Here is a 24,985-nt window from a genome sequence, read left to right as displayed (position 1 = left end):
CGAGCGAGGCGCGCGATGAACCGCAACGGCCTTCCGTTCCTGCTGCCGATGCTTGCTCTGTCGCTGGCGGGCTTTGTGTTGCCGCTCGCCTTGCTGGGCGTGTTCAGCTTCGTCGATACCTCCGGCTCGCCGACGCTCGCCAATTATCAGCGCCTGTTCGCAGACCCCTTCGTGCTGAGCGTTCTCGTCGATACGATCGCGCTCGGCTTCAAGGTTGTCGCGCTGACGACGCTGATCGCCCTGCCGATCACGCTGCTCTATTGGCATGCGAGCCCGGCCTTACGCCGTGTGATCGTGTTCCTGACGCTGCTGCCGATGCTGACCAGCAACGTCGTGCGTACCTTCGCCTGGATCGTCATCCTCGGCCGCCAGGGACCGATCAGCCAGGCGCTGGTCGAGCTGGGCTTGGCACCGGCCCCGCGCAGTCTGCTCTTCAACGAGACGGCGCTGGTTGTGGTCCTCGCCCAGATCGAACTGCCATTGCTCGTGCTGCCTGTCATGGCTGTCATCGCCCGCAGCGACGGCGCGCTTTCGGCCGCGGCGCAGACGCTCGGCGCCGGCCCGTGGCGCATCCTCGTCACGGTGCTGCTGCCGATGATGGCGCCGGGTTTCCTAGCCGGCTGGGTGCTGGTCTTCGCCGGCGCCACCACCTCCTACGTCACCCAGTCGGTGATCGGTGGCGCCCGCCTGATCTACCTGCCGCAGTTCGTCTACCGCGAGGTCGGCGTGCTCTTCCAATGGCCGTCCGCAGCGGCTGTCGCCTTCGTCCTGCTCGCAGCCACCAGCCTGATCATGCTTGCCATGACGGCTGCGGCCCGCCATCCGAGGCTCGCCGGCCATGCTTGAAGCTCATCGCCCTTCCGACTGGGCCTACCGCCTCTTCGTCTACGGCGTCGGCGGACTCGCCATCCTGTTCATGGTCGCTCCGGTCGCGGTCGGCCTCGCAATGTCCTTCACCTCGGGCCAGACGCTGAAGTTCCCGCCGGACGGGTTTTCGCTGCGCTGGTACCAGGCGCTGCTCGACCCCGCGCAGTCGGCCCCGATCCACACCGCGATCTCGCATTCGCTCCAGATCGCGGTGCTTGCGGTCATCGGCACGGTCCTGCTCGCGGCGCCGGCGGCCTATGGCGTGACGCGGCTGAAGCCTGCGGCATCCGCTGCCGTCGAGCCGCTGATGCTCGCGCCGCTGGTCCTGCCGAGCCTCGTCTATGGCCTCGCCGCCCTGATCGCCTCGGGCCGCGCGGGCCTGAGCCCTTCCTTCGGCCTCGTCGTCGTCGGCCATATCGTCGTGTTCGGACCGTTGATGTACCGCGCCTGCGCCGCGATCACGCAGCGGCTGGATCCCAGCCTGGAGGAGGCCTCGGCACTGCTCGGCGTCAGTCAGTTCAAGACCTTCCTGCGCGTGACCCTGCCGCTGATGCTGCCCGGCATCTTCGCCGGCATGTTCCTCGTCTTCATGCAGTCGCTCGACAACGTCTCGGTCACGCTCTTCCTCGCCGATCCGCGCACCACCGTGTTGCCGCTGCGCATGTTCCAGATGATCGAGGAATCGCTCGACGTCCGCGTCGCGGCGATCTCCGGTCTGCTGATCGGTACCGTCTTCCTTTGCCTGCTCGTCTCCTGGCGCGTCCTCGAACCCAGGCGCCAGCACTGACCGCCCAAACCAATCACCCTCAGGAAGCAAGAAAAGTGACGCCCATGCTCGCTGCCAGTCGCCGCGTGGAGGCCCTGCTCGCCGATTTCGAGCCGGATTTCCACTTCGATCCGCCGCCTCCGCTGCCTGTCGAGGAGTTCGAGGAGAGGCTCAGGCGCGTGCGCCGCGAATGCGTCGTCGCAGGCCACGACATCGCGATCGTTCACACCGACATGATCGGCTGGTTCCACACCTCGAACTGCTATCTGCGCTATCTCGTCGACTGGATGCGCGAGGGCGTGCTGATCGTCCCGATGGACGAGGACAAGCCGCTGGCGCTGATCTCGTTCTTCACCCAGGCCGTCATTCTGCCACCGGGCGGTGAACCCGTTCTGGTCGAGGACATCTGGCAGGTCGGCGCCATCGGCCGCGAATATGCCGATCGGCCGGGCTCGTCGGTCTACAAGACCGCCGAGGCCTGCGCCAAGCTGATGGCCGGGCTCGTCGGCCCGCGGCCGCAGATCGCCTGCTTCGGCGACGCCAAGTCCGCGGATTTCTTCGGCTTCCTGAAGGAGCTGGTGCCGAACGCAGAATACCTTCGCGAGAACGGCATCATCGACCGGATGCAGCGCGTTCGGTCACCGCGCGAGATTGGCATGTTCCGCGCCGCCTGCCAGCTCATCGATACCGGTATCCAGGCCGCTTACCACGTGGCCAGGCCGGGCGTGACCGACGCTGAGATCTTCGCGGCCTTCACCTTCGCGCAACTCGCGCGTGGCGGCGAGTCCGCCGACGGCTACCAGATCGGCGTCAACGAGTTCGGCACGCATTGCGGCAAGCCCTATGGCCATGTGCTGCGTCCGGGCGACATCGCCAACCTCTATATCTCGAACGTGACCTGGCGCGGCTACAACGCCCAGACCTCGCGCATGATCGCGGTCGGCGACATCACGGCCCGGCAGGAGCTCGTTCTCTCCGCCTGCGAGGAAGGCGTGAAGCGTGCCGAAAAGCTGATCAGGCCAGGCGCCCTGATGCGCGACATCAACAACGCCGCTTTCGAGCCCTTCATCGAAAAGGGCTTGCTGACCTCGCCCGAGACGCGGACCATGCCGTACAACTGGAGCACGGCCGACGATGGTGGCCCGCGCCTGATCAAGCGTCAGTATGTCCGCGACATCGACTGGGAGGAGCAGGGCCGCAAGCTCATGCATGTCTACCCAGCGACGCACGGACCGCATAACCCGAACATCGGCCACGCAGTCGGCATGGCGGGCGCCGACAACAGCTTCAACCTGGCCTCGCACAACTACGACAGGCTCGAAGAGGGCATGGTCTTCGTGCTGCACGCGCAATGGCTCGAGCCGCTCTCGGCCGGCGCCAATCTCGGCGACTTCTACGCCGTCACCAAGGACGGCTTCGAGAACCTGAGCTGCCACACGCCACTCTCGACACATCGCGTCGCGGCCTGAGGGAAGGCGGCGCAGCTTCCCAACAGGGCTCTCGGCTCCTTCGCAAGCCGAGAGCCCGTTCTGTCAGAGCGGTGGAGGCAGGCCACCTCCCACATGGAGGGAACCGCTGCGAGATGACCGCTCGATCCAAATTCTGATGGAAAATCCAGCGCGCTGGGTCGGCCGCAACGAGCCTGTTGATAACCTCGGCGGGTCCGTTCCGAGAGCGTGAAGCGCCAGCTATTTTGCGACCGCGGTGGCGGTTGCGCCAAGCCGAGATAAGGGAATGCTGACATCTCAGCGTCCGCTCGCAAGCAGGGGGTTGCGTCCCGGCCCGCTCAGCTATCCCAGCCCGTCGGCTCGCGCCGGCGGGCTTTTTTTGGTGCGGAACCCCGAGTGCCGCCTCCCGTTCATTGAACATCTGGATGAGGAGGAAACCATGGATCATTCGAAGCACATCCGTCTTGCCGACTCCGATCTCACTGCCGTGGCCCTCGACGGCGCGACCATCTACGGGCCCGGTGACGACAAGATCGGTTCGGTCTCTCATCTGCACGGGACCGGCCCGAGCGCACAGGTCGTCATCGACGTCGGTGGTTTTTTGGGGATCGGCGCCAAGCCCGTGGCGGTCCCGATGCATGAGCTCGAGTTCATGCGTGACGAGGACGGTGACGTCCATGCGGTGACGAGCTGGACGAAGGATCAGCTGAAGGCCATGCCCGAACATGCCGAGCCATAGCCTCGGCCCGGCCCGATTCAAGCAAGGCGGGACCGATAAGCTATATCGCAGCTCAGCCTGATCAATTGGCGTGGAACCTGCCGGGGCTTGCGGTGTTAAGCCTCCCGAATTCGCGGTAGTGCCCACGTTCGCAGCTGGGCAACGGGCTGGAGGCCCAATGAACCCCGCCGGCTTGCCGGCGGGGTTCATGCGTTCGGTGTGGTCGGCATCGTCTCCCGATATGACCAGCGAGCGAGTGGAGCGCGATCTGTCACGCACACGAGGCGACGGAACTCCCGATCCTCTTCGCAGTTCTCCCGGCAGTCCCGCCAAGCGCGCCACCCGGAGAACTTCCATGGACGACATCATATATCTGGTCGGCCTCGTGGTCGTGGTCATGGCGATCCTCTCCTTCTTCGGCCTGCGATAGGAGCGTTCCATGGCAAGCGAAACCACTGACGTCGTCGTCGTTGCGCCGACCCAAACGGCACCGCATTCCGGCTCCTATCTCGAATGGGGCGCAATATTCGGCGGCGCGACGCTCTCAGCTGCCATCACCACGCTTCTCACCACCTTCGGCTCGGCGATAGGGCTTTCACTCGTCTCGTTCGAGCCTTCGAGATCGACTGGCCTCACCGCGCTGGCCATCGCGGGCGCGCTGTGGGCGCTATGGGTGAGCGTGATGGCTTCCGCCGCGGGCGGCTATCTCGCCGGCCGGATGCGGCGTCCTGCCGCCGATGCCAGCCAGCACGAGCGCCATGTGCGCGATGGTTCGCACGGTCTCGTCGTCTGGGCTGTCGGCGCGTTGTTGATCGCGGGTCTCGCGGCATCGTCCGTCGCAGGCTTGGCCAAGACAGCAGCCTCCGGTGCTGCCGCGGTCACGAGCGCTGCCGGTACTGCGCTCAGCCAGCAGCCAGACCCGCTTTCCGTCGCCGCCGACACGGTGACCCGCTCCACCGGCACCGCACCCGTGACCCAGGCCGAGCGCGACGAGGCCTCCCGCATACTGGTTCGAAGCCTCGCCAGCGGGCAGCTCGATCCGGCGGATCGCTCCTACATTGCAAGCAGGATGGCAGCGCGGATGAACATCGCGCAGCCCGAGGCTGAGAAAAGGATCGACGATGCCGTCGCCCGCCTCAATCAGGCAAAGGAAAGCGCGAAACAGGCGGCCGAGCGAGCGCGAAAGGTCGGCGTTCTGTCGGCCTTCCTGACCGCCGCGGCGCTGCTGGTGGGGGCGGCCGCTGCCTGGATGGCGGCTCAACTCGGCGGCAAGCACCGCGACGAGGAACTGGATCTGTCCGCCTTGTGGGGGAGGCGCGGAGCCTAGGCAAATGCCGGGATCGAGATCGAAACGACCTCGATCCCGGTTATCGGAAAGCATGGCGACGATGATACTCGTCCTACCTTTCGATGAGCGGGGGCCGATCCCGAACAATCAGCGCTTCCCGACGCTCGTCTATCGACAGGCGCTTGCGTCTGACCAGGCCGACCTGGCTACCGCCATGGAGCGGCGGTTCGAGGAGAATGGCTGGCCGCCGGCCTGGCGCAACGGCATCTACGATTTCCACCACTATCACTCAAAGGGCCACGAAGTGCTGGGCATTGCCAAGGGGTCTGCCGAGCTGGTCCTGGGCGGCGATCGCGGCCGCGAGATCGGAGTCCGTGCGGGAGACGTCCTCCTGCTGCCAGCCGGCACCGGGCATTGCCGGCTCACAGCCAGCAGCGATTTCCTGGTGGTGGGCGCGTATCCGCCTGGCCAGAGCGGGGACATTCTGCGGGATCCTCCCACTCCGGACATCAGGGCAGCCATCAGCCGGCTAGCAAGGCCTGCGAGCGATCCCCTGTCAGGGCGCCAGGGACCGATGCTCGAACACTGGCGCGACGGGTTTTAGAGATGCGCTCGGCTGCAGCCTGCCCAAGGTCGACGAGCGGCAGGCGCCGATGGCTACTCGCTTCAGCGACCAGGTGCCGCGTCCTTAGCCGCGGCCGGCTGCGGAACTTCAGTCTCTGCTCGCGGGTTGTCCGCGAAACGCATTGGAGCCGTCATGCCGACACCGAACGAGCTTGAAGCCAAACTCTGGAAGGCGCTGCGATCCGACATGACCGTCATGCTCGGACTCGACAGATCAGGCGACAATCTGTTGCGGCCGATGACGGTCCAGCTCGATGGCGATGCCGACCGTGGGCCGCTATGGATTTTCTCCGCATCGGATACCGAACTGGTGAAGGCGCTGACCGGAAGCGAGAGCGCCTTCATGTCCTTCGCCGACAAGGGTCATGACCTCTTCGCCAGGATCAATGGCACCCTGGTGCTCGACAATGATCGGGCGGTCATCGACCGGCTTTGGAACCGCTTCGTTGCGGCGTGGTACGAGCAGGGGAAGGATGACCCCAAGCTCGCCTTGCTACGCTTCGACCCGCGCCAAGCGGAAATCTGGGAGAACGAGTGGAGCCTGATTGCGGGCATCCAGTTGCTCTTCGGCTCCGACCCCAAGAAGGACTATGCGGACAAGACAGCCAACATAAGGCTCGCCTGACCATTCGGCCGCACCACTGACATAAGCCGAGCGCGCGACATGATCAAAGCCATCCTCAACAGCGTCGCGACCGCCTGGATCGCGCGCGATGCCGAGCGCGGAGACATCCCTGAGGGAATGACCGTTCCATTGACGTTGCTCGCGGCAAGGCTCCCGGCGTCGATCCTGGTTGTTGGAGCGATCGGTTACGGCCTCTATCGCCTCAACCTCGAAGCGCGAGCCCGTCGCGCCAAGGACGTCACGCCGCAACGCCGGCGCTCGGCACCGAGGAAAGCGCCTTCGACCGGGGCTCGCAGCCGCGGCAAGGCCCGGAGCTGATTGACGCTGAACCGCTATGTCGCGTCAGCGCTTTTTCGTCCGCGTCCGATCAGGCAGTGCGTCGATCGCTTCGTCGGCGCCCTGATCCTTGTGGAGCACGCCTTCCCTCAGCACCTTTCGCGCGGCTGCGTCCTTCTTTTGCGAATCCGTCGGGATGCCTTTCGTCTCGGGCGTCGCCTCCAGGCCGATATCCTTCGGCTTCTTGCCCGCGTTCCTGGCGCTGGCGGCAAAGGTGGCGAGAGCTTCGGGTTGCTTGGCCATGGCTTTTCCTCCGTTTGCGTTGCAACCGGGGTGGAGCCTGGTTGTTCCCTGGCTCAGGAGAGCCACCGGCCGGCGGGCTGGTGGCGAGTTTGCGTTGCGGAGACGGCCTACTCGGCCTTGAGATTTTCCGCTGACGACTTGCCGGACCGCTTGTCCGCAACGACCTCGTAGGAAATCTTCTGTCCGTCGTGCAGCTCCCGCAGGCCTGCGCGCTGCACCGCGCTGATATGGACGAACACGTCCTGACCGCCGCCGTCCGGCTGAATGAAGCCGAAGCCTTTCGTGGTGTTGAACCATTTCACCGTGCCGGTCGCCATTCCCTGCCTCCTTGTTGGGAACGCGAGCATGGCTGCCGTCGCGCTGGAGGGCAACTGTCCGGAGAGCGCTTTAAATTTTCAGAACCCTGTCATTTGCTATTGCATCGCTCTAGGGCTCCAGCCATGGAGGCCGGCCCCTAGAGTCAGCTGATGCCCATATCCCCCACGCATTTCCTCAGATCGAACCTCCTGTTGCTCGCCGGAGGGGCGATTGCGCTGTTGGTCATCGTCATCGCGGCCTTCTGGCTGACACGGGCTTCGGAACGCCAGTTCGACGAGGTGGTCGCCGTGCGCGAGACCCGCAGCGCGACGGCCGATCTTCTCTCTCTCGCGCAGGATGCCGAGACGGGGCAGCGCGGCTACCTGCTGTCGCGAGACGCAGCCTATCTCGGCCCTTACACCGATGCCGTGGCCAAGTTCGAGTCGACGCTGCAGCGGGTGAAGGCCTCCGCTGGCGCGGCCGAGCTAACCCAGGCCGAGGTCGCGCGCCTGGAAAGCGCGTTGCGTGGCAAGCTGGCGGAGTTGGCGGAAACCATCGCCTTGGCGCAGCGCGGCGGCTGGGACGATGCAATCGCCGCGCTTCGCCAGGGCTCGGGTCGCAACTTCATGGACGAGGCTCGCGCCGGGCTCGGCAAGATCATCGCGCAATCCGAGCAGCGGCTTCGACGGGCGATCGCCGACCAGGAATCCGCATCGGCGCGGTTGCGCTGGACCATCGTGCTCGGTGCGCTCGTCATCCTCCTCTTCGCGGCGGCGGCCTTCTGGACGATCGCGCGATATACGCGCGAGATCATCCTAGCCAGAACCGAGGTCGCCGCCCTCAACATCGGGCTGGAAGCGCGCGTGCAACAGCGCACCGAAGCGCTCACCCGCGCCAACGAGGAAATCCAGCGCTTCGCCTATATCGTGACCCATGACCTGCGGGCACCGCTCGTGAACATCATGGGCTTCACGAGCGAGCTTGAAGCGACAGCGGCACCGATCAAGGCCTATTTCGATGCCGGCGAAGCAGCTACCCCAGCGGTGCTGGACGAGGCCCGCACGGCGGTCGACGTGGACCTGCCGGAAGCGATCGGTTTCATACGTTCGTCGACGCGCAAGATGGATGGGCTGATCAACGCCATCCTGAAGATCTCGCGCGAGGGCAAGCGCGTCCTGCGCGCCGAAGCGATCGATCTTCAATCAGCGCTCGACGCAGCGGCGGCGGCGGTACACCATCAGGCGAACGAGAACGGAGGTGGCATCACTGTCGACTGTCCGCCGCTCAAGATCCGGAGCGACCGCCTGTCGATGGAGCAGGTGTTGGGGAACCTTTTGGACAACGCGATCAAGTATCGATCGCCCAATCGAGAGCTCAAGGTGGTGATGCGCGCGAAGCGGGAGAAGTCCGGCTGGGTCGTCATCGATATCGAAGACAATGGCCGCGGCATCGCGTCAACGGACCATGAGCGCATTTTCGAGCTCTTTCGTCGATCGGGTGCGCAGGACAAGCCGGGCGAAGGCATCGGCCTGGCGCATGTCCGGACGATCGTGCGCAATCTCGGCGGCGACATCACCGTCAGGTCCGAACTGGACGCTGGCACGACCTTCTCGATCTTGTTGCCGCCTGATCTCAGCGCGGTTCAGCGGAGTGCCATCACGTGAGCAATGCGAAACCGGTCTCGATCGTGATGATCGAGGATGACGAAGGTCATGCCCGTCTGATCGAGAAGAACATCCGCCGAGCGGGCGTCAACAACGAGATCATCCCGTTCCAGAACGGCACGGACGCTCTCGCCTTCCTCTTCGGCGCGGACGGTACGGGCGAAGCCAGCTCCCGCCGGCAGCTGCTGATCCTGCTCGACCTGAACCTGCCCGACATGGCCGGCGTCGATATCCTGGAAAAGGTCAAGGCGAACCAGCATACGCGGCGCTCGCCCGTCATCGTCCTGACCACCACCGACGACAGCCGCGAGATCCAGCGCTGCTACGATCTGGGCGCCAACGTCTATATTACCAAGCCGGTCGACTATGAAGGCTTCGCCAATGCCATCAAACAGTTGGGCTTGTTCTTCTCGGTGATGCAGGTCCCGGAAACCGAATGATGCAATCGGCGACGACGCGGTAATGTCCCATCGCATCATCAAGGCGCTTTATATCGACGATGACGCCGCTCTCGGGCGCCTCGTCCAACGCATCCTTGGACGCCGGGGCTACGAGGTCGAGCATGTCGCGACGGCTGAAGCCGGGCTCGCTCGCCTGGCCGAGGGCGGTATCGACGTGGTCATTCTCGATCACGACCTCGGCACGACGTCGGGCCTCGCCGTCCTGGAGGATTTGCGAGCGCGCGAGCACGCGCCTCCGGTCGTCTACGTCACAGCCTCTACCGAGCTTTCCATCGCGGTCCAGGCACTCAAGGCTGGTGCTGTCGACTATGTCGTGAAGGCGATCGGCGATGACTTTGAGGTGCTGCTGGTGGCCGCGCTCGAGCAGGCCGTAGAACGTGCTCGGTTGATGCGAGCGAAGGAAGAGGCCGAGCAGCAGGTCCGCCAGGCCAAGGATCGTGCCGAGATGCTGCTGGCGGAGGTCAACCACCGCGTCGCCAACAGCCTGGCGCTCGTCGGTTCGCTGGTCCGGATGCAGGCTGGCGCGGTCAAGGACACAGGCGCGAAGGCCGCGCTGGCGGAGACGCAGGCGCGCATCACGGCCATCGCGAACCTGCACCGCAGCCTCTACACCTCCACGGATGTCCAGCAGGTCGATCTTGCAGCCTATCTCGAAACGCTCGTCGGCGAATTGGGCAACTCGATCACGGCTTCGGGCAAGACGCCGATCGTCAAGCTCGATGCCGAACCTGTGTCGATCAAGACCGATCGCGCCGTTTCCGTCGGCATGATTGCGACGGAGCTCGTCACCAATGCCCTGAAATATGCCTATCCGGTTGGAGAAGGCGAGGTTCGCGTCAGCGTTTCGCGGACGCCGTCCAATCAGATTATGCTCAGTGTCGCGGACGATGGGATCGGCTGGACTGGTGACGGGACGGCAAAGGGTAGCGGGCTCGGCGGCAAGATCATCGCTGCGATGTCGAAAAGTCTAGGCGCGAGCTTGGAATATCACAGCCAGCCTGTCGGTACGCTGGCGTCCATCACATTCGATGAAAAGCTGGGATGTTGACGACGCATGGATGACTCATGCCCGGCGATCGCCATTGAACTAGAGATTGATCGCCAGCGCCAACGCCAGATTGAGCGCCAAAGCCAAGTAGATCCAAAACTCAAGGGGGACACTGCACTGCATCAGAAGGCTCCGGACTTGCAGCGAGGAAATTCCGCGTTGGATGGATCGTTCCGCGTTCTGGGGGATTTGATGAAAATGCCGGCGATGTTGGTGAACGCTTTGTTGCCATCGCCGGCATCGGACTCTGCGAGTGCGCCTCAGCCCTTCTTCAGTTGCGCTCGCCCAGCGTGCAGGCCATACCGATGAACTGGATAACAGCCGCCGGCGCCATTGCCGCGCTTTGCTCGATGGTCAGCTTCGTGCCGCAAGCTTGGCGCATCGTCAGATCGCGCGACACCAGTGCAATCTCGCCTGTGATGTACAGCTTCACCGTGGCGGGTTTCGCGCTCTGGACCCTCTACGGAGTTGGACTCGGTGAATGGCCCTTGATCGTGACGAACAGCGTCTGTCTGCTGCTTGCATCCTTCATTCTTCTGATGACGCTGCTGCCGCAGGCTGAGAAGGACGCAATGGCTGATACCGTGGACCCTGATGCGTAAGATCGAGGGCTGATGGACAAGGACCTTTATCTTCACGGGCTCGTTCGCAAGCTCGAGACGAGTTCGCCCTTGCAGTCCGAGGAGCGAGACCAGCTGCTCCGGCTGCCGCTGACCCTCAAGCAGTTCGAGAGCGGGCTCGACATCGTCAGCGAGGGTGAGCGTACGAAGCAATGCTGCCTCGTCGCCGAGGGGCTGGTTTGCCGTTACAAGATCGTGGGCGACGGGCAGCGCCAGATTCTGTCCTTGCACCTTCCGGGCGACATCCCCGATATCCACTCGCTTCTCATCGAGGTGATGGATCACAATCTCGGAACGCTCACGCCCGCGACCGTTGGCCTCATTCCCCACGAGGCTGTTCGCTCCCTGACCCGCTCCTATTACCGGATCGCTGAGGCATTCTGGCGCGAGACGCTCGTTGAGGCCGCGATCTATCGCGAATGGATGGTGGGGATCGGCCGACGCTCGGCGCCGAGCCGCATCGCCCACCTCTTCTGCGAATTCATCACCAAAATGACGGCGATCGGCCTTTCCGACGGCAAGACCTGCGAGCTGCCGCTCACACAGCCGGAAATCGCCGACGCCCTGGGACTCTCCACCGTTCACATGAACAAGAAGCTGCGCGAGATCAGGCAGGCCGGGCTGGTACGCCTACGGGCTAACAGGCTAACGATCCTTGATTGGGCAGGCTTGTGCAGATTGGCTGAATTCGATCCCGACTATCTGCATCTGCGTGAAACCCACCCCAGAAAGTGAGTTTGTGCCGGAACACCGGACGGCGAGCGGAATTGGACTGTCATGCCACGGTACTTCTTCCACACGCGCGATGGCGAGAACGTCGAATTGGACGACGAGGGCACGGAGCTGCCCAATGAAAAAGCCGCCAAGGACGCTGCAAAGGAGCTCCTTGCCGGACTCAATCTCGAAAAGCTTCCCAATGGCGACCACATGGAATTGGCGGTCGTCGTCAAGGATGACGCCGGTGCTGACATCTATACGGTCACACTGAATCTCGACGGCCATTAGATCATCGCGCGTCCGAATCGACGCGATCACGATGATCTATCACTCTGTGATCGCATCGGATTTTTCCGAAAAGTGGATTCCGCCTTTCGGTCGGATGCTATAGCGCGTCCCGCTCCTGCTCGATCGCTGCAGCAAACTGCCGCATCCAGAAGGCATCCAAACCAGGCACGTTCTGGACGCCGATGCGGAACTTCTCCTCGCTGCTGCCGTTATCTATAGCACTTGGCTAACTATCTGCCACATAAGGAGATTTCGATGCGAAGCGTGGTTCTCACGTCCCTTTTCTGCGCCTTGATGTCGACGGCGGCCATCGCGCAAACGTCGACCACGGCTCCAACGCCTTCGCCGAACGCTCCAGCTGATGCGAACGCGCCGCTGCCGGGCGCCAACAGCTTCACCGAGGGGCAGGCCAAGAGCCGCCTCGAGGCCAACGGCTATTCCAATGTCAGTAGCCTCAAGAAGGACGACAACGGCGTCTGGAAGGGCACCGCGACGCATTCCGGCGCACAGGTCACCGTGTCGGTCGACTATCGCGGCAACATCACCCGCAACTGATCGCCGCCCCTCCATCTCAAGACGAGGAGAATTCTCATGCGTACCATCACCCGTTCCTATGACACCTACGATGCTGCGCGCCGGGTGGTCGACGATCTCGAGGCTGCCGGGTTTCCCGCGACGGACATCAGCCTGATCGGCCGCCATGCGAGCACCGACGACAGCAATGCCGGGGAGGGCGCCGGCATCGGTGCGACCCTCGGCGGCGCGGCGGGCCTGCTCGCCGGGCTCGGGCTGCTCGCCATCCCCGGGATTGGCCCGGTCGTCGCGGCTGGCTGGCTTGCGTCCACCGCAGCTGGAGCGGCGGCGGGCGGCGTGACCGGCGGAGTCATTGGCGCCTTCACGAGCGCCGGCGAGGACGAGCCGAGCGCCAACTACTACGCCGAAACGGTGCGGCGTGGCGGCAGCGTCGTTTCGGTGAAGGCAGACGAGGACAAGGCGCCGGCGGCGGAAGCCATCATGGATGGTGCGGCTCCGATCGATCGCGACGCACGGCTGGCGGACTACAGGAAGGAGGGCTGGTCGCGGTTCGACGATCGCGGCGAGCCGTACCGCCCGCTCATCTGAGTTCGCCTTGGTTGAACCTGCCCCGCCGGGTCGCGCCGGCGGGGCATTTTTTTGTCCGAACGACCAGGATCGTGACGCGGTGCCACTCGTTTGCCGCCGTTGATTGATCAGCCGCGCCAACGTCGGCAAAGCGCGCCGAAGGCGACGAATCTGGACCGGGAGACGAGAACGGCCGCTCAGAAACGCCGGCAGCATCCTGTCATTTGACATCGACAAGCGGCTTGGAAAGGCACCTACTAACCCTGCCGTTGTCTCCAAACCGCTTCTGGAAATGACCGCGTGCGGCGCATTTTGACGCCCCCAAGCGGAGCGATGCCATGCTTACGGGCAAAGGCCGGCTTAACCTGCGCGACAAGCGCAGGATCGATGTTCTGTACCAATTCGCGGGCGACTATGACGATCGCCGGGCCGGCTACCTGCTCTTCGACACAAGAGAGTGCGACGACAGCCAGTTCTGCCACCGGCTGGTGCTCGAATGCGAGGATGGCGCGTCTGTCGTATTGGTGGTCATGAACCGCAGTGACAGGCACCTGGCGGTGCACGGCCGCGTGCTTTCCGTGGCGGCATAGGGACTGCGCTTGCGTTTGTCGGGAACCTGGCAGTCTCGCTCTCGTTTCTGGAATCTACGGCTGGGGGTCACCGCGCGAGGAGGCTCCCCGATGGGATGGTTCACCAAAGATATCAAGACCATGGATGATCTGTTCGTCCATACGCTCCAGGATATCTACTACGCCGAGCACCAGATCAAAAAGTCGCTTCCCGACATGATCGAGAAGGCGACGAGCCCGGAGCTGCAGCAAGGCTTTCAAGCGCATCTTCAGCAGACCGACGGGCACATCGCCCGGTTGAAGCAGGTCTTCAAACAGCATGGCGCCGAGGAGAAGGCCGTCACCTGTCCGGTGATCGATGGAATTCTGTCGGAAGCGAGCGACATCGCCTCCGATGTCGACGACAAGCAGGTGCTCGATGCGGCGCTGATCGCTGCCGCCCAGGCGGTCGAGCACTACGAAATAACCCGGTACGGCACATTGGTTGCATGGGCCAAGCTGCTCGGCCGCGAGGATTGCGCGGCTCTTCTCAAGCAGAATCTCGATGAAGAATCTGCCACGGATGCAAAGCTGACCAAGCTCGCAACGAGCGTGATCAACCGGCAGGCGGCGTGATGCTTGCAAGCCGGGAGCGGGGTTCTCTCGCTTCCGGCGCTCTTCTCATGATCCGCTGGAGGCATCGTGTCGAACCGCCCCGGGTGTGTCGGAGGCCGCAACTCCCGAGAGGATGGGGCTCTGACGAGCAAGACGACGAACAGGTTCTCGCCGGAGGTGTGCGCCCGCGCGGTGCGGATGGTCCGGGATCATGAAGCCCAGCATTCGTCGCGCCGGGCGGCGATCGCGGCCAAGATCGGCGTCATCGACGAATTTGCCCATCATCGCGCCGCCCTCCATCCAGAAGCGACTGGATCAGGACGTCACAACCCAGCAACAGCGACTTGGTCAACGATATCGGTGCGTTTCGCACCGGACACCAAGTGGCAACAAGCGTCAGTTCAGCGACATCGACCGCGGCAGCCAGAGCGCCAGCTCCGGCCAGCCCAGCAGCATCGCGATCAGCAGAAAGGGCGCGACCAGGAACGGCAGCACGCCACGATACATCGCCCCCAAGCTGATCTCGGGCGCCTGGGTACGGATGACGAAGAGGTTCATCCCGACCGGCGGGTGGATCAGCCCGATCTCGACGACAATGACGAGCAGCACCCCGAACCAGATCGGATCATATCCGGTCGATATGACCAGCGGCAGCAGGACCGGCACCGTGACCAGCACCATGCCGATGCCTTCGAGGAAGCAGCCGAGGAAGATGTAGAAGCCGATCAGCAGCAGCATCACCGCGAGCGGCGACAGGCCCAGTGCCGCGATCGACTTCACTACGGATTGGGCCATGCCGGTCTGCACGACGAAATAGGAGAAGATCGTCGAGCCCAGCACGATCAGCACGAGATTGGCGGTGATCCTCGTTGTCTCGGTGAAGGCGGTCGTGACGTCGCCGCGGGCGAACCCCCTGCGCAGCAGGCCGAGCAATAGTGCGCCGAAGGCGCCGACGGCTGCCGCTTCCGTCGGGCTGAACCAGCCGAGATAGATGCCGCCGAAGGTGACGAGAAAGAGCGCCGCCACGTCCCAGATATTCAGGACGAGCCGGAAGGCCTGCGCCTTGCCTTCGCTCGGGAGCTTCGGCGCCGCCTCCGGCCGTAGGCGCACCCAGAGCCAGACCGTCAGCAGATAGAGCCCGGTCAGGACGAGGCCGGGGATCAGCGCCGCGGCGAAGAGCTTGATGATCGAGAGCTGGGCGATGATGCCGTAGATCATCAGGATCAGCGAGGGCGGGATCAGGATGCCGAGCGTGCCGCCGGCCGCCACCACGCCGGCAGCGAGCGCCGGCGAATAGCCGGCTTTCAGCATTTGCGGGATCGAGATCCGGCTCATCGTCGCCGCCGTCGCCAGCGACGAGCCGCAGACAGCGCCGAAGGCGGCGGAGGCGCCGACCGCGGCCATGGCGAGCGAACCGCGCATGCCGGCGAAGATCGCATTGCTCGCCCGGAACAGGTCCCCGGAGAGCCCGGCCATCGTCGCCAGCGCCCCCATCAGCGTGAACAGCGGCAGCACCGAGAGCGCATAGGCGGAGGAAAGCTCGAGCGGCACCGCGCCGAAGACGAGGCGCGCCTTGGCGAAACCGTCGATTGCGGCATAGCCGACGAAGCCGGTGAGCCCGAGCGCGACGCCGACCGGGATGCGCGCCAGGATCATGCCGACCAGCGTCGCCATGCCGATCAGGCCGATGGAGGTCGCGCTCATGAGGCGGCTCCATTGCTGCTGTGCAGGGCCGGGGGATGGGGATCAGCAGTGCCAGCCGCAGCGCGCGGGAAGGCGCGGACCTGTCCGACCGCGCGGCCGAGCACGACGAAGACCGAGACGGCCAGCGCCAGCTCGATCGCCAGCAGCAACAGGAAGATCGGCACCGGCAGATCCGGCTTCTGGTCGCCGAAGCGATAGGCGTCGGCGAGCGGCTGGATCAATGTCACCGCCAGCAGGACGAGGAACGCAAGCGTCGCGATCTCGCCGGCGAGCCGCATCGCCGCCAGCGTGCGCCGGCGCACCATGGTGTCGAACAGGTCGACCTTGATCTGCTCGTCGCGGCGGAAGCATTCCGGCAGGGCGAGGAAGGCGACCAGTACAAGGGTGACCTCCACGAGATCGAGCGTGCCGTGCAGCGGCTTGTTGAAGGCGAGCCGGGCGCCGATGTCGATCATCGTCCAGAGCACCATGACGGCGAGCGCCAGTGCTCCGGCGAGCGTCAGCAGCCGCACCGGGTCGAGGCGGCGGAGCTTGCCGGGGCTCATTTGGCGGCACCCACGGCGGCGCGCAGCTCGTCATAGAACGGCTTCGCCTTGATGCCCTTGGCCTCGACCCTTGCGATGAAGCTCGCGGTGATCGGCTTGGCCAGCTCCTCGAAGGCGGCCCGCTCGGCGCCACTGAGCTCGGGGATCTCGGCATTGGCGGCGCGCAGATAGGCACGGCCTTCCGCCTCGGCCTGGTCATAGATCGCGCCGACCTTGCGAGCGGCGGCCGGACCCGTCGTGTCGTCGATCAGCTTGCGCAGGTCCTCGGGCAGGGACTTGTACTTCTCGGCGTTCATTACCAGCGCGAAGGTGCCGGCGGCGGCATCGAGCTGCGTCACCGATTTCACGCTCTCGGCCATCTGGAAGGATTTCGCCGCCTCGTAATTGAAGAACATGCCGGCGATCGTGCCCTTGGAGAGCGAGTCCGCCAGCTCCGCCGGCGGGATGGCGGCTGGCGTCGCGCCCCAGGCTTCAAGCATCGCCGAGGCGATCGGCCCGTTATGGCGCATGCGCAGCCCGCGCATTCCGGCCGGGCTCCTCACCGCCGGGCGGTTGAAGAACAGGCTGAGCGTCGGCGTCGCGATGAAATAGAGCGGCTTCGTGCCCTCGTGCTCGGCGGCGAGCTTGCCCGAGAGCTCGGTCAGGATGCCCGAGGCCTCGGCCGTGCTGAGCGCCTTTGCACTCGCCCCTTCGCCGCGATTGAAGGCGTAGGGCAGGTGCGAGATCTCGGTCAGCGGGAAGCGGCCGGGCAGGGCGCCGTGCAGGAAGAAGGCGATGTCGGCGACGCCGGTGCGGGCGAGGTCGTATTGCCGAGGCATCGGCCCCATTTGCGCGGCCGGGAAGATGGCGAGCTTGAGCCGGCCATTGGAGCGCTGCGCCAGCTCGGCGCTCCAGGCTTCCAGCTGCTTGTGCATCTGGTGGTTCGGTGGCAGGTAATGCGAGACCTTGAGCTCGACCGTCTGCGCGATGGCTCCGGTGGCCAGCGAGACCGCCAGCACCGCGCCGAGCAAGGCTCCGATCACTCCCCGTTTCATCTTATCCTCCCCATGCGTTGGTCTTGTTTCTTGTGCGTCGTCCCTAGGCTGCCGTAGCGGCTATCCCGATTGAGGCGTCCAACTTCATCCGGCCGGTGACGATGGAAAGCAGCGCCTCGCAATCGGCCGGGAGCGCATCGCCGCGCCAAGCGACATGCTGGTCCGGCCGGATCAGGGCGAAGCGAGTGCCATAGCGAGCGGGCAGACGGCGATCGCCCGGCAGCAGCAGCTTCAGCGGCACGCCGAGACGGGCTGCCGTGGCGATCAGCGGCGTCGCGTCTGCGCCATCGCCAGCCGTGGCGAGCAAGGTGAAGCCCTGGCCGAAATGGTCGTAGAGCGAGGAGCCGTCCGCGAGCCAGAGATGCGGCGCCAGGCACCCCGGATGAGCCGAGGGCACATAGAGCATGAAATGCTCGACAGGCGGCGCGCTGCCATCGGGCACGATGATCGGGGAATCCTCGTAGCGCGTGCCGAGCACAATGCCGAGCGTGCGGAATTCACGCAGCTTGGTCGCCTCGATGATCTCGCCCACCTCGCGCCTTGTGGCATCGCCGAGCGGTCCCGGCTCCTCCAGCCCCGGCCGGACCAGCTGGTTGCCGACGGCGCCGTAATTGATCACCGCCTCGGCGATGGTGCGCTCATGCACCCTGCGCCGCTCCGCCGCATAGCTCGCGAGCAGCTCGCTTCCGCCCCAGCCCTGCAGGACTGCCGCCAGCTTCCAGCCGAGATCGACGGCGTCGCCGATGCCCATGTTCATGCCGAAGCCGCCGAAGGGCGGATGCAGATGGCAGGCATCGCCGGCGAGGAAGACCCGGCCCTTCTCGTAGCGGTCGGCGACGAGGCGATGCGCGACCCAGGGATCGCGGCCGACGATCTCGATCTGGAGGTCGGAAAGGCCGGTGCCACGGCGAATGAGCTCGACCGGATCGACGCTGGCCGGGTCGACGTCGTTGGCCAGCTTGGTCGCCATGAAGAACCACAGGCCCTCGCTGTCCATCGGGCCGAGCAGCGAGGGCACCTCCTCGTTGACCATCCAGTACATGATCGCCGGGCCGTGGGCGTGGCGCGATGCCAGCTCCGGCGCGCGGAAGATGATGTTGTAGTTCTTCGAGAAGGCGCCTTCGCCCTCCATCCGGGCGCCGATCGCCTCGCGCACCGAGCTGCGCGCGCCGTCTGCGCCGATCAGATAGGCGCTCGCGACCTCACGCTCCGCGCCGCTGGTCACATCCTTCAGGCGCGAAACCACGTCGCGGCCATCATCGGCGAAGGAGGCCAGCTCGGTGTTGAAGCGGATCTCGACCCCGGGCAGCGAGGCCGCATGCTGGCGCAGCACTTCCTCCAGCACGTATTGCGGCACCCATTGCGCCTCTTCCGAATAGAGGTCGTTGCGGGCGCGGCTGCCGTTCAGCGCATTGCCGAAGCGGGCGAGCTCGGGACCGTTCATCCGCGTCGCGAAGACGACGTTGGAGGGATAGTCGGGCGGGATCGGCGAGGCCGCGCGCAGGGCATCGGCGATGCCCCAGCGACGCAGGTGCTCGCGGCTGCGGACATTGGTGGTTTTGGCGCGCGGCGAATAGCCGACGCGGTCGTTGCGCTCGACCACGAGGCAGCGGATGCCGCGCTGGCCGAGCTCGATCGCGGCTGCGAGGCCGACAGGCCCGGCGCCGGCGATCAAGACGTCGATGTCCTTGCCGGTCTGACTCACTGTTCTCAGCTCCCCATGATCCGCGGTCAGGCCGCGGCCCGTTCGGCCGCTTCCTGCGCGATCGGGTTGACCAGCAGGCCGATGCCCTCGACCTCGACCTCGCAGACATCGCCGGGCTTCATGAAGAGCTGGGGCTTGCGCGCGACCCCGACGCCGGCGGGCGTACCGGTGACAATGACGTCGCCGGGCTCCAGCGTGATCGCCTCGCTGATGATCGAGATCAGGCTCGCCACGTCGAAGACCATGTCGTCGGTGCTCGCGCTCTGCACGGTCTCACCGTTCAGCCTGGTCGTAAGCCTGAGACCGCGTGCGCCGGGCGGCAGCTCGTCGGCCGTGACCAGCGCCGGTCCGAAGGCGCCGGTGCCGTCGAAGTTCTTGCCGACGGTCCATTGCGGCGCCTTGAACTGGTAGTCGCGCACCGATCCCTCGTTGAAGACGGCATAGCCGGCGACATGGTCGAGCGCTTTCGCCTTCGGCACATGCTTGCCGCGCCGGCCGATCACCGCGGCGATCTCGCCCTCATAGTCGAGCTGGTCGGACAGGTTCGGGCGGATCAGAGGCGCCTTGTGGCCGATCAGGCTGGTGGCGAAGCGGCCGAACAATGTCGGATAATCCGGCTGCTTGAAACCGCTCTCGGCCGAATGGTCGGCATAGTTCAGCCCGACGCAGATGATCTTGCCGGGGCGCGGCACCACCGGCAGGAAGGTCGCGCGCTCGGGGTCAAGAACCGCGGAGGGCGGGGCGACATCGAGCGCCTTGGCGATCGTCGCACGGGCCGCGTCGCCGCCGGCGATGAAGGCGAGGATGTCGCCCGGCAGCCCAGGGCCGGCCTTGGCGAGATCGATCAGATCGGCTCCGCGATAGGCGGCAAGAGCAGGCTTGCCTCCGCTCAGGATGGTGGCGAGACGCATGGTGTCCTCCTTCTCGGTTGCCTCCAACCAGGGCGGCGAGGCGATGAATGCGGTGTCTTCAGGCGGCGCCGAACAGCACGGTGAGCCGCCGCTCGGCGAAGAGCCAGGTGCCGTCCGGCCCCTTGACATAGCGATCCGCGTATTCGGCGATGAGCAGCGGGGTGGCCGAGCCCTCGCCCGGCCCGTCATGGCGGTAGAGCGTCAGCGCGACCCAGCCGCGGGCCGCATCCGCAGCGAGGGGCTCGATCAGGATGTTGCTCTGGAGATGGCGCGAGCGGCGCTCGGCCATGGCAGCACGCTGGCGGCCCCATTCGGCGATGGCCTTGCGGCCGACCTCGTCGGGGCCGATCCCGTAGAGCGCTCCCTCCTCCGCGAAGAGCTCGCCGACCTTGTCTGCCTCGCCATGGTCGATCAGCCAGGCATGGCGCTGGATCAATTGCTCGATCGCGAGGCGGTCCTGCGGCGAAAGACCAGCAACAATGCGCACGGCGCTGCTCACGCCGGCAGTCCGAGATCGGGCGTGCCGGCGGGCTGGTAGTCGCCGCGGCGCATCGCGACATGCAGCTCGTCGAAGCCCTGGCCGGCCTTGTGCGCCTGATAGACTCGCTCCGGATCGAAGAAGGTGCCGATCGGGTTGGCGGCGAAATCCGGCGAGGAGCGCATCCATTCGCTCGACAGCCGCCAGTCGCCATAGCTGTCGCATTGCAGCTCGACGAAATTGCCCTCGGGGTCCTTGTAGTAGATCGAGATCGTCATGCCGTGGTCGAGGCTGAAGGCAGGCTCGATGCCTTCGTCGCGCAGGCGGGCATAGGACGCCATCAGGTCGGCGAAGCTCTCGTATTCGAAGGCGCTGTGATGGATGCCGTTATGGTTGCGCTTGTCGGGATCGTCGCCGAGGCCCGGCGCCGAGAGGAAAGCGACACGGTGATTGGCCTCGTCATTCGTCGTCCAGGCGTTGCTGGCGTCCTGGAAGGTCGGCCGTGCCCCGACGACCGTGCCATACCACGCCACCATCTCGTCGAGCCGGCTCGTCTTGAAGGTGACGTGATGGAATGCGGGCTTGATGATCTCCATGCCGTCCTCCCGAAAGGGCCATCTCCCGTTCTCCGGGGCGGCCGCTGCTTGTTCGTGAGGAATGGCTAACGTCGGCACAGATACCTGAACAGATGGAAAAATTGCAGGAGCGATAGCAAATCGGTATCGATTAATGGCGTTGGGAGGCCGCAGCAATGAAGCTCGATCACTTCGAGGAGGTGGTGGCGATCGCCGAGCGCGGCAGCATGCGGGCTGCGGCGCGGCATCTGCAGATCGCCCAGCCGGCGCTGACCCGCAGCCTGGCTCTGCTGGAGCGCGAGCTCGGCGCGCCGCTGTTCGAACGGCGGGCCCGCGGCGTGGTCGCGACGCCGCTCGGCGATGCCTTTGTCGCCCGCGCCAGGTCGATCCTGACCGAGATCCGGCGCACGCGCGAAGAGGTCGAGCAACTGAGGGGTGCCGGCACCGGCACGGTGACGGTCGGGCTGTCGATCGCGGCGCATCTCGCTTTGCTGCCGCCGAGCCTGCGGCCGTTCCGCGCCCGTTATCCCGACATCAGGCTGCACATCATCGAGGGTTTCTATCCGACGCTCGAGGAGCGGCTGCGCGACGGCTCGGTCGATTTCTACATCGGCCCCGATGGCGGCGCGCAACCGGTGCCGCAACTCAGCCGGGAGGTGCTGTTCCACAACCGCCGCATCGTGCTCTGCCGCGCCGGGCACCCGTTGGCGGCTGCGACCTCGCTGCGCGAACTTGTCGGCGAGGACTGGGTGACGACCTCGATCACCGCCGATGCCGGCGACGAGATCAACGCCTTCTTCGCCCGCCATGGCCTGCCGCCACCGCGCCTGGCGGTGCGCAGCCAGTCGGCGCTGACATTGCTGACCTGCCTCGCCAACAGCGACCTGCTGGCCATGGTCCCGGCGCAGTGGGAGCGCTTTGAGATGACCGGAAAGGCGCTGACCACGATCAGGATCGAGGAAGAGCTGACCGCACCGCCGCTGGTCTTGATCCGGCGCTCCGACCTGCCGTTGACTCCGGCCGCGCTGTCCCTGCTCGACCTAATGCGCCGCGCGACGTCGCGATTGGCTGCAGAATCATAGGTGTCGACAGCGCTACCCCCCACGGCCATCCGGTATGGTCCCGTCGTCGGTCGGCCGGTGATTACATCAGCCTGGAAGCAGGCCCGCCTCCCGATAGCTGTCGATCAAAGCGTCGAAGACGGAGATGTCGGATCGGCTGCGCGCCATGAGTTGGGCTCCCGCGACAGCTGCAAAGATCGCACGCGCGCGCCGCTCGCTAGCGGCGGTGTCCATGTCGGTCGCGGCGGAGAGAACGCGCGTCAGCCAAGCGATGTTGATGTCGGCAAAGGCGGACACCTCCCGTTTGACCGGGTCGGGAAGGTCGTCGTGCTCGGCCGACATGAAGCTGCACAGGCAGATGCGGTTGTCCTGTTCCAGGGAAACGCGGAACGTGTTGGGGTATTCCATCAACGCCCGCGCGGGATCGTTGCCGCCGTTCCACAGGCTATCCAGCAAGACCTGCGAGTCCTCCCAGTAACGCTTGGCGATGGCGGCGCCGAGATCGACCTTGGTCGGGAAATAGTAGTGGATCGTCGCGCTCTTGATGCCGACCTCGGCCGCCAGCTCCCGAAAGTTGAGGCCCGTATAGCCATGTGACTGTGCTGCACGCTTTGCCGCCGCCATCACCTCCTCCCTCACATTCGAACCCATCGCAGATCTCCATCATGAGTCTCTATCAAGTGATAGATAGAGGTTGACGTCCGGTTTGTGAAGCTGTAGCGATTCTCTATCAACTGATAGATAGAGGATCTGAAGATGTCCAAGCAGATCACCCGTTTCGACGCGACCAGGCTCGCCGAACTCGTCCGCAATCGCGAGCTATCACCGGTGGAGATCGTGAAAGCGCACCTGGATCGCATCGAGGCTGTCGACCCGAAGATCAACGCCATCGTGACGATCGCGGAAGGGGCGCTTGGAGCAGCCAAGGGCGCCGAGGACGCCGTCATGGCAGGCGAAGCATTGGGGCCCCTTCATGGTGTGCCTTTCACGGCGAAGGATTCCATAGACACTGCTGGCGTGCTCACGCAGCGTGGGTCTCCGATCTTCCGGGGCCGGATGCCGGCGCAGGACGCCACCAGCGTCGCCCGGCTGAAACAGGCCGGCGGCATCCTGCTGGCGAAGACCAATCTTCCGGAGTTCTCCTACTGGATCGAGAGTGACAACCTCCTGTCCGGCCGCTCGAACAATCCGTGGGACGTGACCAGGACGCCGGGCGGGTCGAGTGGAGGCGAGTCGGCCGCCATCGCGGCGGGCATGTCGCCGCTCGGCCTCGGCACCGACCTCGCCATCTCCGTGCGCGGTCCGGCGGCCCAGACCGGCATCACCTCCATGAAAGCGACGCATGGGCGGGTCCCGATGACGGGAATCTGGCCTCGGGCGCCGCGCCGCTTCTGGCATGTCGGTCCGATGGCGCGTTCGGTTCGCGACGTCGGGCTGGCGTTCTCGCAGCTGATGGGTCCGGATGGTCAGGACGCGTTCTCGACGATCATCGGCGGGTTCGATGCGGGGGTCGCCCGGCCAAACGCCCGCCCGCTGCGTGTCGGCTGGATGGTCGGACCCGGCTTCGGTCCCGTCGATCCCGACGTTGCCGCGACCGTCCGATCGGCGGCGGAGGCGCTGAAAGACCTCGGCGTCCATGTCGAACATGTCGGCATTCCGGCGCTGGAGCGCGATTTCGCCCTCGACGTTTTCAACCGGCTCCACGTCATGGAGATGAAGCCGGCGTTCCGTGAGGCGACGGCCGGCCGCGAGGGCGAGATGTACAAGATGGCGAAGACCATGCTGTCGCTGCCCGACACGTCGATGGCCGACTTCGTCGACGCAGAGCAGGCGGCCGAGAGGTTACGCGACGGCTACGCCGATTACTTCACGCGCTTTGATGCTCTGATCACCCATGTACTGCCGATCCCAGCGCACAAGCACGGCGTCGACCGATTCACCATCGACGGCCAGGCCGTGGACGCAACCTACCTGCAGGGCGCGACCGTTCCCCTCAACGTCACCGGGCTGCCAGGACTCGCGATGCGGTTCGGGACGAGCCCGGATGGCATGCCGATCAACGTGCAGGTCGTGGGAGCCTGGCAGGCGGAGGCGACCATCCTGCACATTGCTTCGCTCCTGGAGGGAGTGAGCCCGGTCAATAACCTCTTTCCTGATATCTGATGCAACGAGCAGGCGGCGTCCGGAGACGGGCGCCGCCATTGCTATCGTCAGATCATGGACGCGGATCGAGCAGCAGGACGCTGTACGCCCGCTTTCTGGCAATGCTCGAATGCCGGGAGTGGCGCGAAGCCGTCGGTCATGGCGGATCCTTTCCGTGGGATCAGTGGGCGATGGCGAGCGGGGTGGATGCGACGGCGAGCGCAGCGACGAGGCCGCTCGCCGTCTTTCCGAGCCGCCCGAGCTTTTCGAGCCGGCGGCTGGCGAAGCGGTTCTGACCCTTGCGCCGCGCCAGGCGCTCGACCAGGACGATCGCGGCGCGATCGTGCTCTCCGGACCGGATCAGGCTCTCGGCATAGGCCTGCTCGAACAGGTCGCGCTGGGCGTGGCTGCCGCCGACGGTAAGCAAGCCGTCACGGGCGGCGCCGAGCAGGCGAGCCGCCTCGCGGTAGTCGCGCTCGTGGAAGGCGATCAGCCCGAAGGCGGCGAGCGCACCGTTGCGGGCCGCGTCGCGCCGCTCGCCACTGGGATGGGCCTG

General features: G+C 65.3%; 30 protein-coding genes and 1 pseudogene. 20 read left to right on the top strand and 11 right to left on the bottom strand.

Annotated elements, in window-relative coordinates; translation table 11 throughout:
* The first annotated feature begins 15 nt into the window (after nt 1-15).
* From BMZ21_RS29550 to BMZ21_RS29510, 8 genes are all read left to right on the top strand, one after another.
* Nucleotides 16-846, top strand: a complete 831-nt coding sequence (locus tag BMZ21_RS29550; protein WP_091843711.1) for an ABC transporter permease — start codon at nt 16-18, stop codon at nt 844-846.
* Nucleotides 839-1,654 (top strand): ABC transporter permease, encoded by an 816-nt coding sequence (locus BMZ21_RS29545; RefSeq protein ID WP_091843707.1) that lies wholly within the window; start codon nt 839-841, stop codon nt 1,652-1,654. Before BMZ21_RS29550 ends, BMZ21_RS29545 begins: the two co-directional genes overlap by 8 nt.
* A 44-nt stretch (nt 1,655-1,698) precedes the next feature.
* Nucleotides 1,699-3,102 (top strand): M24 family metallopeptidase, encoded by a 1,404-nt coding sequence (locus BMZ21_RS29540; RefSeq protein ID WP_091843703.1) that lies wholly within the window; start codon nt 1,699-1,701, stop codon nt 3,100-3,102.
* A 418-nt stretch (nt 3,103-3,520) separates the two neighbouring features.
* Nucleotides 3,521-3,820, top strand: coding sequence for a PRC-barrel domain-containing protein (locus BMZ21_RS29535; protein ID WP_091843699.1), 300 nt, complete (start codon nt 3,521-3,523; stop codon nt 3,818-3,820).
* 418 nt (nt 3,821-4,238) lie between these two features.
* Complete coding sequence (locus BMZ21_RS29525; RefSeq protein WP_091843693.1) at nt 4,239-5,126, top strand: hypothetical protein; 888 nt, start codon at nt 4,239-4,241, stop codon at nt 5,124-5,126.
* A gap of 61 nt (nt 5,127-5,187) precedes the next feature.
* On the top strand, nt 5,188-5,691 hold the full coding sequence (locus BMZ21_RS29520; protein ID WP_091843744.1) for a cupin: 504 nt from the start codon (nt 5,188-5,190) through the stop codon (nt 5,689-5,691).
* 153 nt (nt 5,692-5,844) lie between these two features.
* The gene (locus BMZ21_RS29515) at nt 5,845-6,336 is read left to right on the top strand and encodes a pyridoxamine 5'-phosphate oxidase family protein (protein ID WP_091843689.1); all 492 of its coding nucleotides are present in this window, start codon (nt 5,845-5,847) and stop codon (nt 6,334-6,336) included.
* Between the two features lie 39 nt (nt 6,337-6,375).
* Nucleotides 6,376-6,654 (top strand): hypothetical protein, encoded by a 279-nt coding sequence (locus tag BMZ21_RS29510; RefSeq protein ID WP_091843685.1) that lies wholly within the window; start codon nt 6,376-6,378, stop codon nt 6,652-6,654.
* Between the two features lie 24 nt (nt 6,655-6,678).
* On the opposite strand, the gene BMZ21_RS29505 is transcribed toward BMZ21_RS29510, so the two are convergent.
* Together BMZ21_RS29505 and BMZ21_RS29500 are read right to left on the bottom strand one after the other, a co-directional pair.
* Nucleotides 6,679-6,915, bottom strand: a complete 237-nt coding sequence (locus tag BMZ21_RS29505; protein WP_091843682.1) for a hypothetical protein — start codon at nt 6,913-6,915, stop codon at nt 6,679-6,681.
* Nucleotides 6,916-7,022: 107 nt separating this feature from the next.
* Entirely contained in the window at nt 7,023-7,232 is a 210-nt protein-coding gene (locus tag BMZ21_RS29500) for a cold-shock protein (RefSeq protein WP_091843677.1), read from the bottom strand.
* A 150-nt stretch (nt 7,233-7,382) separates the two neighbouring features.
* Between BMZ21_RS29500 and BMZ21_RS29495 the strand changes: the two genes are divergently transcribed.
* From BMZ21_RS29495 to BMZ21_RS29450, 10 genes are all read left to right on the top strand, one after another.
* Nucleotides 7,383-8,876, top strand: a complete 1,494-nt coding sequence (locus tag BMZ21_RS29495) for a sensor histidine kinase (RefSeq protein WP_091843673.1) — start codon at nt 7,383-7,385, stop codon at nt 8,874-8,876.
* Nucleotides 8,877-8,902: 26 nt separating this feature from the next.
* The gene (locus BMZ21_RS29490) at nt 8,903-9,316 is read left to right on the top strand and encodes a response regulator (protein WP_091843740.1); all 414 of its coding nucleotides are present in this window, start codon (nt 8,903-8,905) and stop codon (nt 9,314-9,316) included.
* Nucleotides 9,317-9,338: 22 nt separating this feature from the next.
* Entirely contained in the window at nt 9,339-10,385 is a 1,047-nt protein-coding gene (locus BMZ21_RS29485; RefSeq protein ID WP_091843669.1) for a sensor histidine kinase, read from the top strand.
* A gap of 305 nt (nt 10,386-10,690) precedes the next feature.
* A complete protein-coding gene (locus BMZ21_RS29480; RefSeq protein WP_091843663.1) occupies nt 10,691-10,987 on the top strand; it encodes a SemiSWEET family sugar transporter in 297 nt (98 codons plus the stop codon).
* 12 nt (nt 10,988-10,999) lie between these two features.
* Nucleotides 11,000-11,740, top strand: coding sequence for a Crp/Fnr family transcriptional regulator (locus tag BMZ21_RS29475; protein ID WP_091843660.1), 741 nt, complete (start codon nt 11,000-11,002; stop codon nt 11,738-11,740).
* Nucleotides 11,741-11,782: 42 nt separating this feature from the next.
* Entirely contained in the window at nt 11,783-12,010 is a 228-nt protein-coding gene (locus BMZ21_RS29470; protein WP_091843657.1) for a DUF6894 family protein, read from the top strand.
* 255 nt (nt 12,011-12,265) lie between these two features.
* Nucleotides 12,266-12,565 (top strand): PepSY domain-containing protein, encoded by a 300-nt coding sequence (locus BMZ21_RS29465; RefSeq protein WP_091843653.1) that lies wholly within the window; start codon nt 12,266-12,268, stop codon nt 12,563-12,565.
* A gap of 36 nt (nt 12,566-12,601) precedes the next feature.
* Nucleotides 12,602-13,132 carry a general stress protein gene (locus BMZ21_RS29460; protein ID WP_091843650.1) on the top strand — a complete coding sequence of 177 codons (531 nt, stop codon included), beginning with the start codon at nt 12,602-12,604 and terminating at the stop codon, nt 13,130-13,132.
* Nucleotides 13,133-13,449: 317 nt separating this feature from the next.
* Nucleotides 13,450-13,701 (top strand): hypothetical protein, encoded by a 252-nt coding sequence (locus BMZ21_RS29455; protein WP_091843646.1) that lies wholly within the window; start codon nt 13,450-13,452, stop codon nt 13,699-13,701.
* A gap of 90 nt (nt 13,702-13,791) precedes the next feature.
* Nucleotides 13,792-14,295 carry a YciE/YciF ferroxidase family protein gene (locus BMZ21_RS29450; RefSeq protein ID WP_091843643.1) on the top strand — a complete coding sequence of 168 codons (504 nt, stop codon included), beginning with the start codon at nt 13,792-13,794 and terminating at the stop codon, nt 14,293-14,295.
* 375 nt (nt 14,296-14,670) lie between these two features.
* Here the strand turns inward: BMZ21_RS29450 and BMZ21_RS29445 are convergent, their stop codons facing one another.
* From BMZ21_RS29445 to BMZ21_RS29415, 7 genes are read right to left on the bottom strand one after another with little or no spacing between them, the layout of a single operon-like run.
* Nucleotides 14,671-15,978: a TRAP transporter large permease gene (locus BMZ21_RS29445; RefSeq protein WP_091843640.1), complete on the bottom strand. Its 1,308-nt coding sequence runs from the start codon at nt 15,976-15,978 to the stop codon at nt 14,671-14,673.
* The gene (locus tag BMZ21_RS29440; RefSeq protein WP_091843637.1) at nt 15,975-16,523 is read right to left on the bottom strand and encodes a TRAP transporter small permease; all 549 of its coding nucleotides are present in this window, start codon (nt 16,521-16,523) and stop codon (nt 15,975-15,977) included. Before BMZ21_RS29440 ends, BMZ21_RS29445 begins: the two co-directional genes overlap by 4 nt.
* The gene (locus BMZ21_RS29435) at nt 16,520-17,557 is read right to left on the bottom strand and encodes a TRAP transporter substrate-binding protein (RefSeq protein ID WP_091843634.1); all 1,038 of its coding nucleotides are present in this window, start codon (nt 17,555-17,557) and stop codon (nt 16,520-16,522) included. The genes BMZ21_RS29440 and BMZ21_RS29435 overlap by 4 nt, the downstream gene beginning before the upstream one ends.
* 43 nt (nt 17,558-17,600) lie before the next feature.
* Complete coding sequence (locus BMZ21_RS29430; RefSeq protein WP_208862405.1) at nt 17,601-19,262, bottom strand: FAD-dependent monooxygenase; 1,662 nt, start codon at nt 19,260-19,262, stop codon at nt 17,601-17,603.
* 26 nt (nt 19,263-19,288) lie between these two features.
* Nucleotides 19,289-20,173 carry a fumarylacetoacetate hydrolase family protein gene (locus BMZ21_RS29425; RefSeq protein ID WP_091843629.1) on the bottom strand — a complete coding sequence of 295 codons (885 nt, stop codon included), beginning with the start codon at nt 20,171-20,173 and terminating at the stop codon, nt 19,289-19,291.
* A gap of 58 nt (nt 20,174-20,231) precedes the next feature.
* Nucleotides 20,232-20,672, bottom strand: a complete 441-nt coding sequence (locus tag BMZ21_RS29420; RefSeq protein ID WP_091843625.1) for a nuclear transport factor 2 family protein — start codon at nt 20,670-20,672, stop codon at nt 20,232-20,234.
* Nucleotides 20,669-21,247 carry a VOC family protein gene (locus BMZ21_RS29415; RefSeq protein ID WP_091843622.1) on the bottom strand — a complete coding sequence of 193 codons (579 nt, stop codon included), beginning with the start codon at nt 21,245-21,247 and terminating at the stop codon, nt 20,669-20,671. The genes BMZ21_RS29420 and BMZ21_RS29415 overlap by 4 nt, the downstream gene beginning before the upstream one ends.
* Before the next feature lie 155 nt (nt 21,248-21,402).
* Here BMZ21_RS29415 and BMZ21_RS29410 point away from each other — a divergent pair, with 155 nt between their 5' ends.
* Nucleotides 21,403-22,308, top strand: a complete 906-nt coding sequence (locus tag BMZ21_RS29410) for a LysR family transcriptional regulator (RefSeq protein ID WP_091843619.1) — start codon at nt 21,403-21,405, stop codon at nt 22,306-22,308.
* Nucleotides 22,309-22,374: 66 nt separating this feature from the next.
* Here the strand turns inward: BMZ21_RS29410 and BMZ21_RS29405 are convergent, their stop codons facing one another.
* Complete coding sequence (locus BMZ21_RS29405) at nt 22,375-22,938, bottom strand: TetR/AcrR family transcriptional regulator (RefSeq protein ID WP_091843615.1); 564 nt, start codon at nt 22,936-22,938, stop codon at nt 22,375-22,377.
* Nucleotides 22,939-23,043: 105 nt separating this feature from the next.
* On the opposite strand from BMZ21_RS29405, the gene BMZ21_RS29400 reads away from it, so the two are divergent.
* Complete coding sequence (locus BMZ21_RS29400; protein ID WP_091843610.1) at nt 23,044-24,450, top strand: amidase; 1,407 nt, start codon at nt 23,044-23,046, stop codon at nt 24,448-24,450.
* Nucleotides 24,451-24,610: 160 nt separating this feature from the next.
* On the opposite strand, the pseudogene BMZ21_RS30540 reads toward BMZ21_RS29400, so the two are convergent.
* Nucleotides 24,611-24,985: pseudogene (locus BMZ21_RS30540) on the bottom strand (hypothetical protein); the annotation flags it as partial.

The organism is Allobosea lupini, from assembly GCF_900109525.1.
GTDB lineage: Bacteria > Pseudomonadota > Alphaproteobacteria > Rhizobiales > Beijerinckiaceae > Allobosea > Allobosea lupini.
This window is presented reverse-complemented; position numbering and strand designations above follow the sequence as displayed.

What these genes read in the sequence shown, in the direction of transcription:
- BMZ21_RS29550 (WP_091843711.1), top strand. Translation starts at nt 16, where the DNA reads ATGAACCGCAACGGCCTTCCGTTCCTGCTGCCGATGCTTGCTCTGTCG.
- BMZ21_RS29470 (WP_091843657.1), top strand. Translation starts at nt 11,783, where the DNA reads ATGCCACGGTACTTCTTCCACACGCGCGATGGCGAGAACGTCGAATTG.
- BMZ21_RS29445 (WP_091843640.1), bottom strand. Translation starts at nt 15,978, where the DNA reads ATGAGCGCGACCTCCATCGGCCTGATCGGCATGGCGACGCTGGTCGGC.
- BMZ21_RS29460 (WP_091843650.1), top strand. Translation starts at nt 12,602, where the DNA reads ATGCGTACCATCACCCGTTCCTATGACACCTACGATGCTGCGCGCCGG.
- BMZ21_RS29475 (WP_091843660.1), top strand. Translation starts at nt 11,000, where the DNA reads ATGGACAAGGACCTTTATCTTCACGGGCTCGTTCGCAAGCTCGAGACG.
- BMZ21_RS29465 (WP_091843653.1), top strand. Translation starts at nt 12,266, where the DNA reads ATGCGAAGCGTGGTTCTCACGTCCCTTTTCTGCGCCTTGATGTCGACG.
- BMZ21_RS29480 (WP_091843663.1), top strand. Translation starts at nt 10,691, where the DNA reads ATGAACTGGATAACAGCCGCCGGCGCCATTGCCGCGCTTTGCTCGATG.
- BMZ21_RS29400 (WP_091843610.1), top strand. Translation starts at nt 23,044, where the DNA reads ATGTCCAAGCAGATCACCCGTTTCGACGCGACCAGGCTCGCCGAACTC.
- BMZ21_RS29520 (WP_091843744.1), top strand. Translation starts at nt 5,188, where the DNA reads ATGATACTCGTCCTACCTTTCGATGAGCGGGGGCCGATCCCGAACAAT.
- BMZ21_RS29490 (WP_091843740.1), top strand. Translation starts at nt 8,903, where the DNA reads ATGATCGAGGATGACGAAGGTCATGCCCGTCTGATCGAGAAGAACATC.
- BMZ21_RS29440 (WP_091843637.1), bottom strand. Translation starts at nt 16,523, where the DNA reads ATGAGCCCCGGCAAGCTCCGCCGCCTCGACCCGGTGCGGCTGCTGACG.
- BMZ21_RS29540 (WP_091843703.1), top strand. Translation starts at nt 1,699, where the DNA reads ATGCTCGCTGCCAGTCGCCGCGTGGAGGCCCTGCTCGCCGATTTCGAG.
- BMZ21_RS29525 (WP_091843693.1), top strand. Translation starts at nt 4,239, where the DNA reads ATGGCAAGCGAAACCACTGACGTCGTCGTCGTTGCGCCGACCCAAACG.
- BMZ21_RS29485 (WP_091843669.1), top strand. Translation starts at nt 9,339, where the DNA reads ATGTCCCATCGCATCATCAAGGCGCTTTATATCGACGATGACGCCGCT.
- BMZ21_RS29535 (WP_091843699.1), top strand. Translation starts at nt 3,521, where the DNA reads ATGGATCATTCGAAGCACATCCGTCTTGCCGACTCCGATCTCACTGCC.
- BMZ21_RS29515 (WP_091843689.1), top strand. Translation starts at nt 5,845, where the DNA reads ATGCCGACACCGAACGAGCTTGAAGCCAAACTCTGGAAGGCGCTGCGA.
- BMZ21_RS29505 (WP_091843682.1), bottom strand. Translation starts at nt 6,915, where the DNA reads ATGGCCAAGCAACCCGAAGCTCTCGCCACCTTTGCCGCCAGCGCCAGG.
- BMZ21_RS29415 (WP_091843622.1), bottom strand. Translation starts at nt 21,247, where the DNA reads ATGGAGATCATCAAGCCCGCATTCCATCACGTCACCTTCAAGACGAGC.
- BMZ21_RS29545 (WP_091843707.1), top strand. Translation starts at nt 839, where the DNA reads ATGCTTGAAGCTCATCGCCCTTCCGACTGGGCCTACCGCCTCTTCGTC.
- BMZ21_RS29435 (WP_091843634.1), bottom strand. Translation starts at nt 17,557, where the DNA reads ATGAAACGGGGAGTGATCGGAGCCTTGCTCGGCGCGGTGCTGGCGGTC.
- BMZ21_RS29405 (WP_091843615.1), bottom strand. Translation starts at nt 22,938, where the DNA reads ATGGGTTCGAATGTGAGGGAGGAGGTGATGGCGGCGGCAAAGCGTGCA.
- BMZ21_RS29425 (WP_091843629.1), bottom strand. Translation starts at nt 20,173, where the DNA reads ATGCGTCTCGCCACCATCCTGAGCGGAGGCAAGCCTGCTCTTGCCGCC.
- BMZ21_RS29495 (WP_091843673.1), top strand. Translation starts at nt 7,383, where the DNA reads ATGCCCATATCCCCCACGCATTTCCTCAGATCGAACCTCCTGTTGCTC.
- BMZ21_RS29450 (WP_091843643.1), top strand. Translation starts at nt 13,792, where the DNA reads ATGGGATGGTTCACCAAAGATATCAAGACCATGGATGATCTGTTCGTC.
- BMZ21_RS29500 (WP_091843677.1), bottom strand. Translation starts at nt 7,232, where the DNA reads ATGGCGACCGGCACGGTGAAATGGTTCAACACCACGAAAGGCTTCGGC.
- BMZ21_RS29455 (WP_091843646.1), top strand. Translation starts at nt 13,450, where the DNA reads ATGCTTACGGGCAAAGGCCGGCTTAACCTGCGCGACAAGCGCAGGATC.
- BMZ21_RS29410 (WP_091843619.1), top strand. Translation starts at nt 21,403, where the DNA reads ATGAAGCTCGATCACTTCGAGGAGGTGGTGGCGATCGCCGAGCGCGGC.
- BMZ21_RS29510 (WP_091843685.1), top strand. Translation starts at nt 6,376, where the DNA reads ATGATCAAAGCCATCCTCAACAGCGTCGCGACCGCCTGGATCGCGCGC.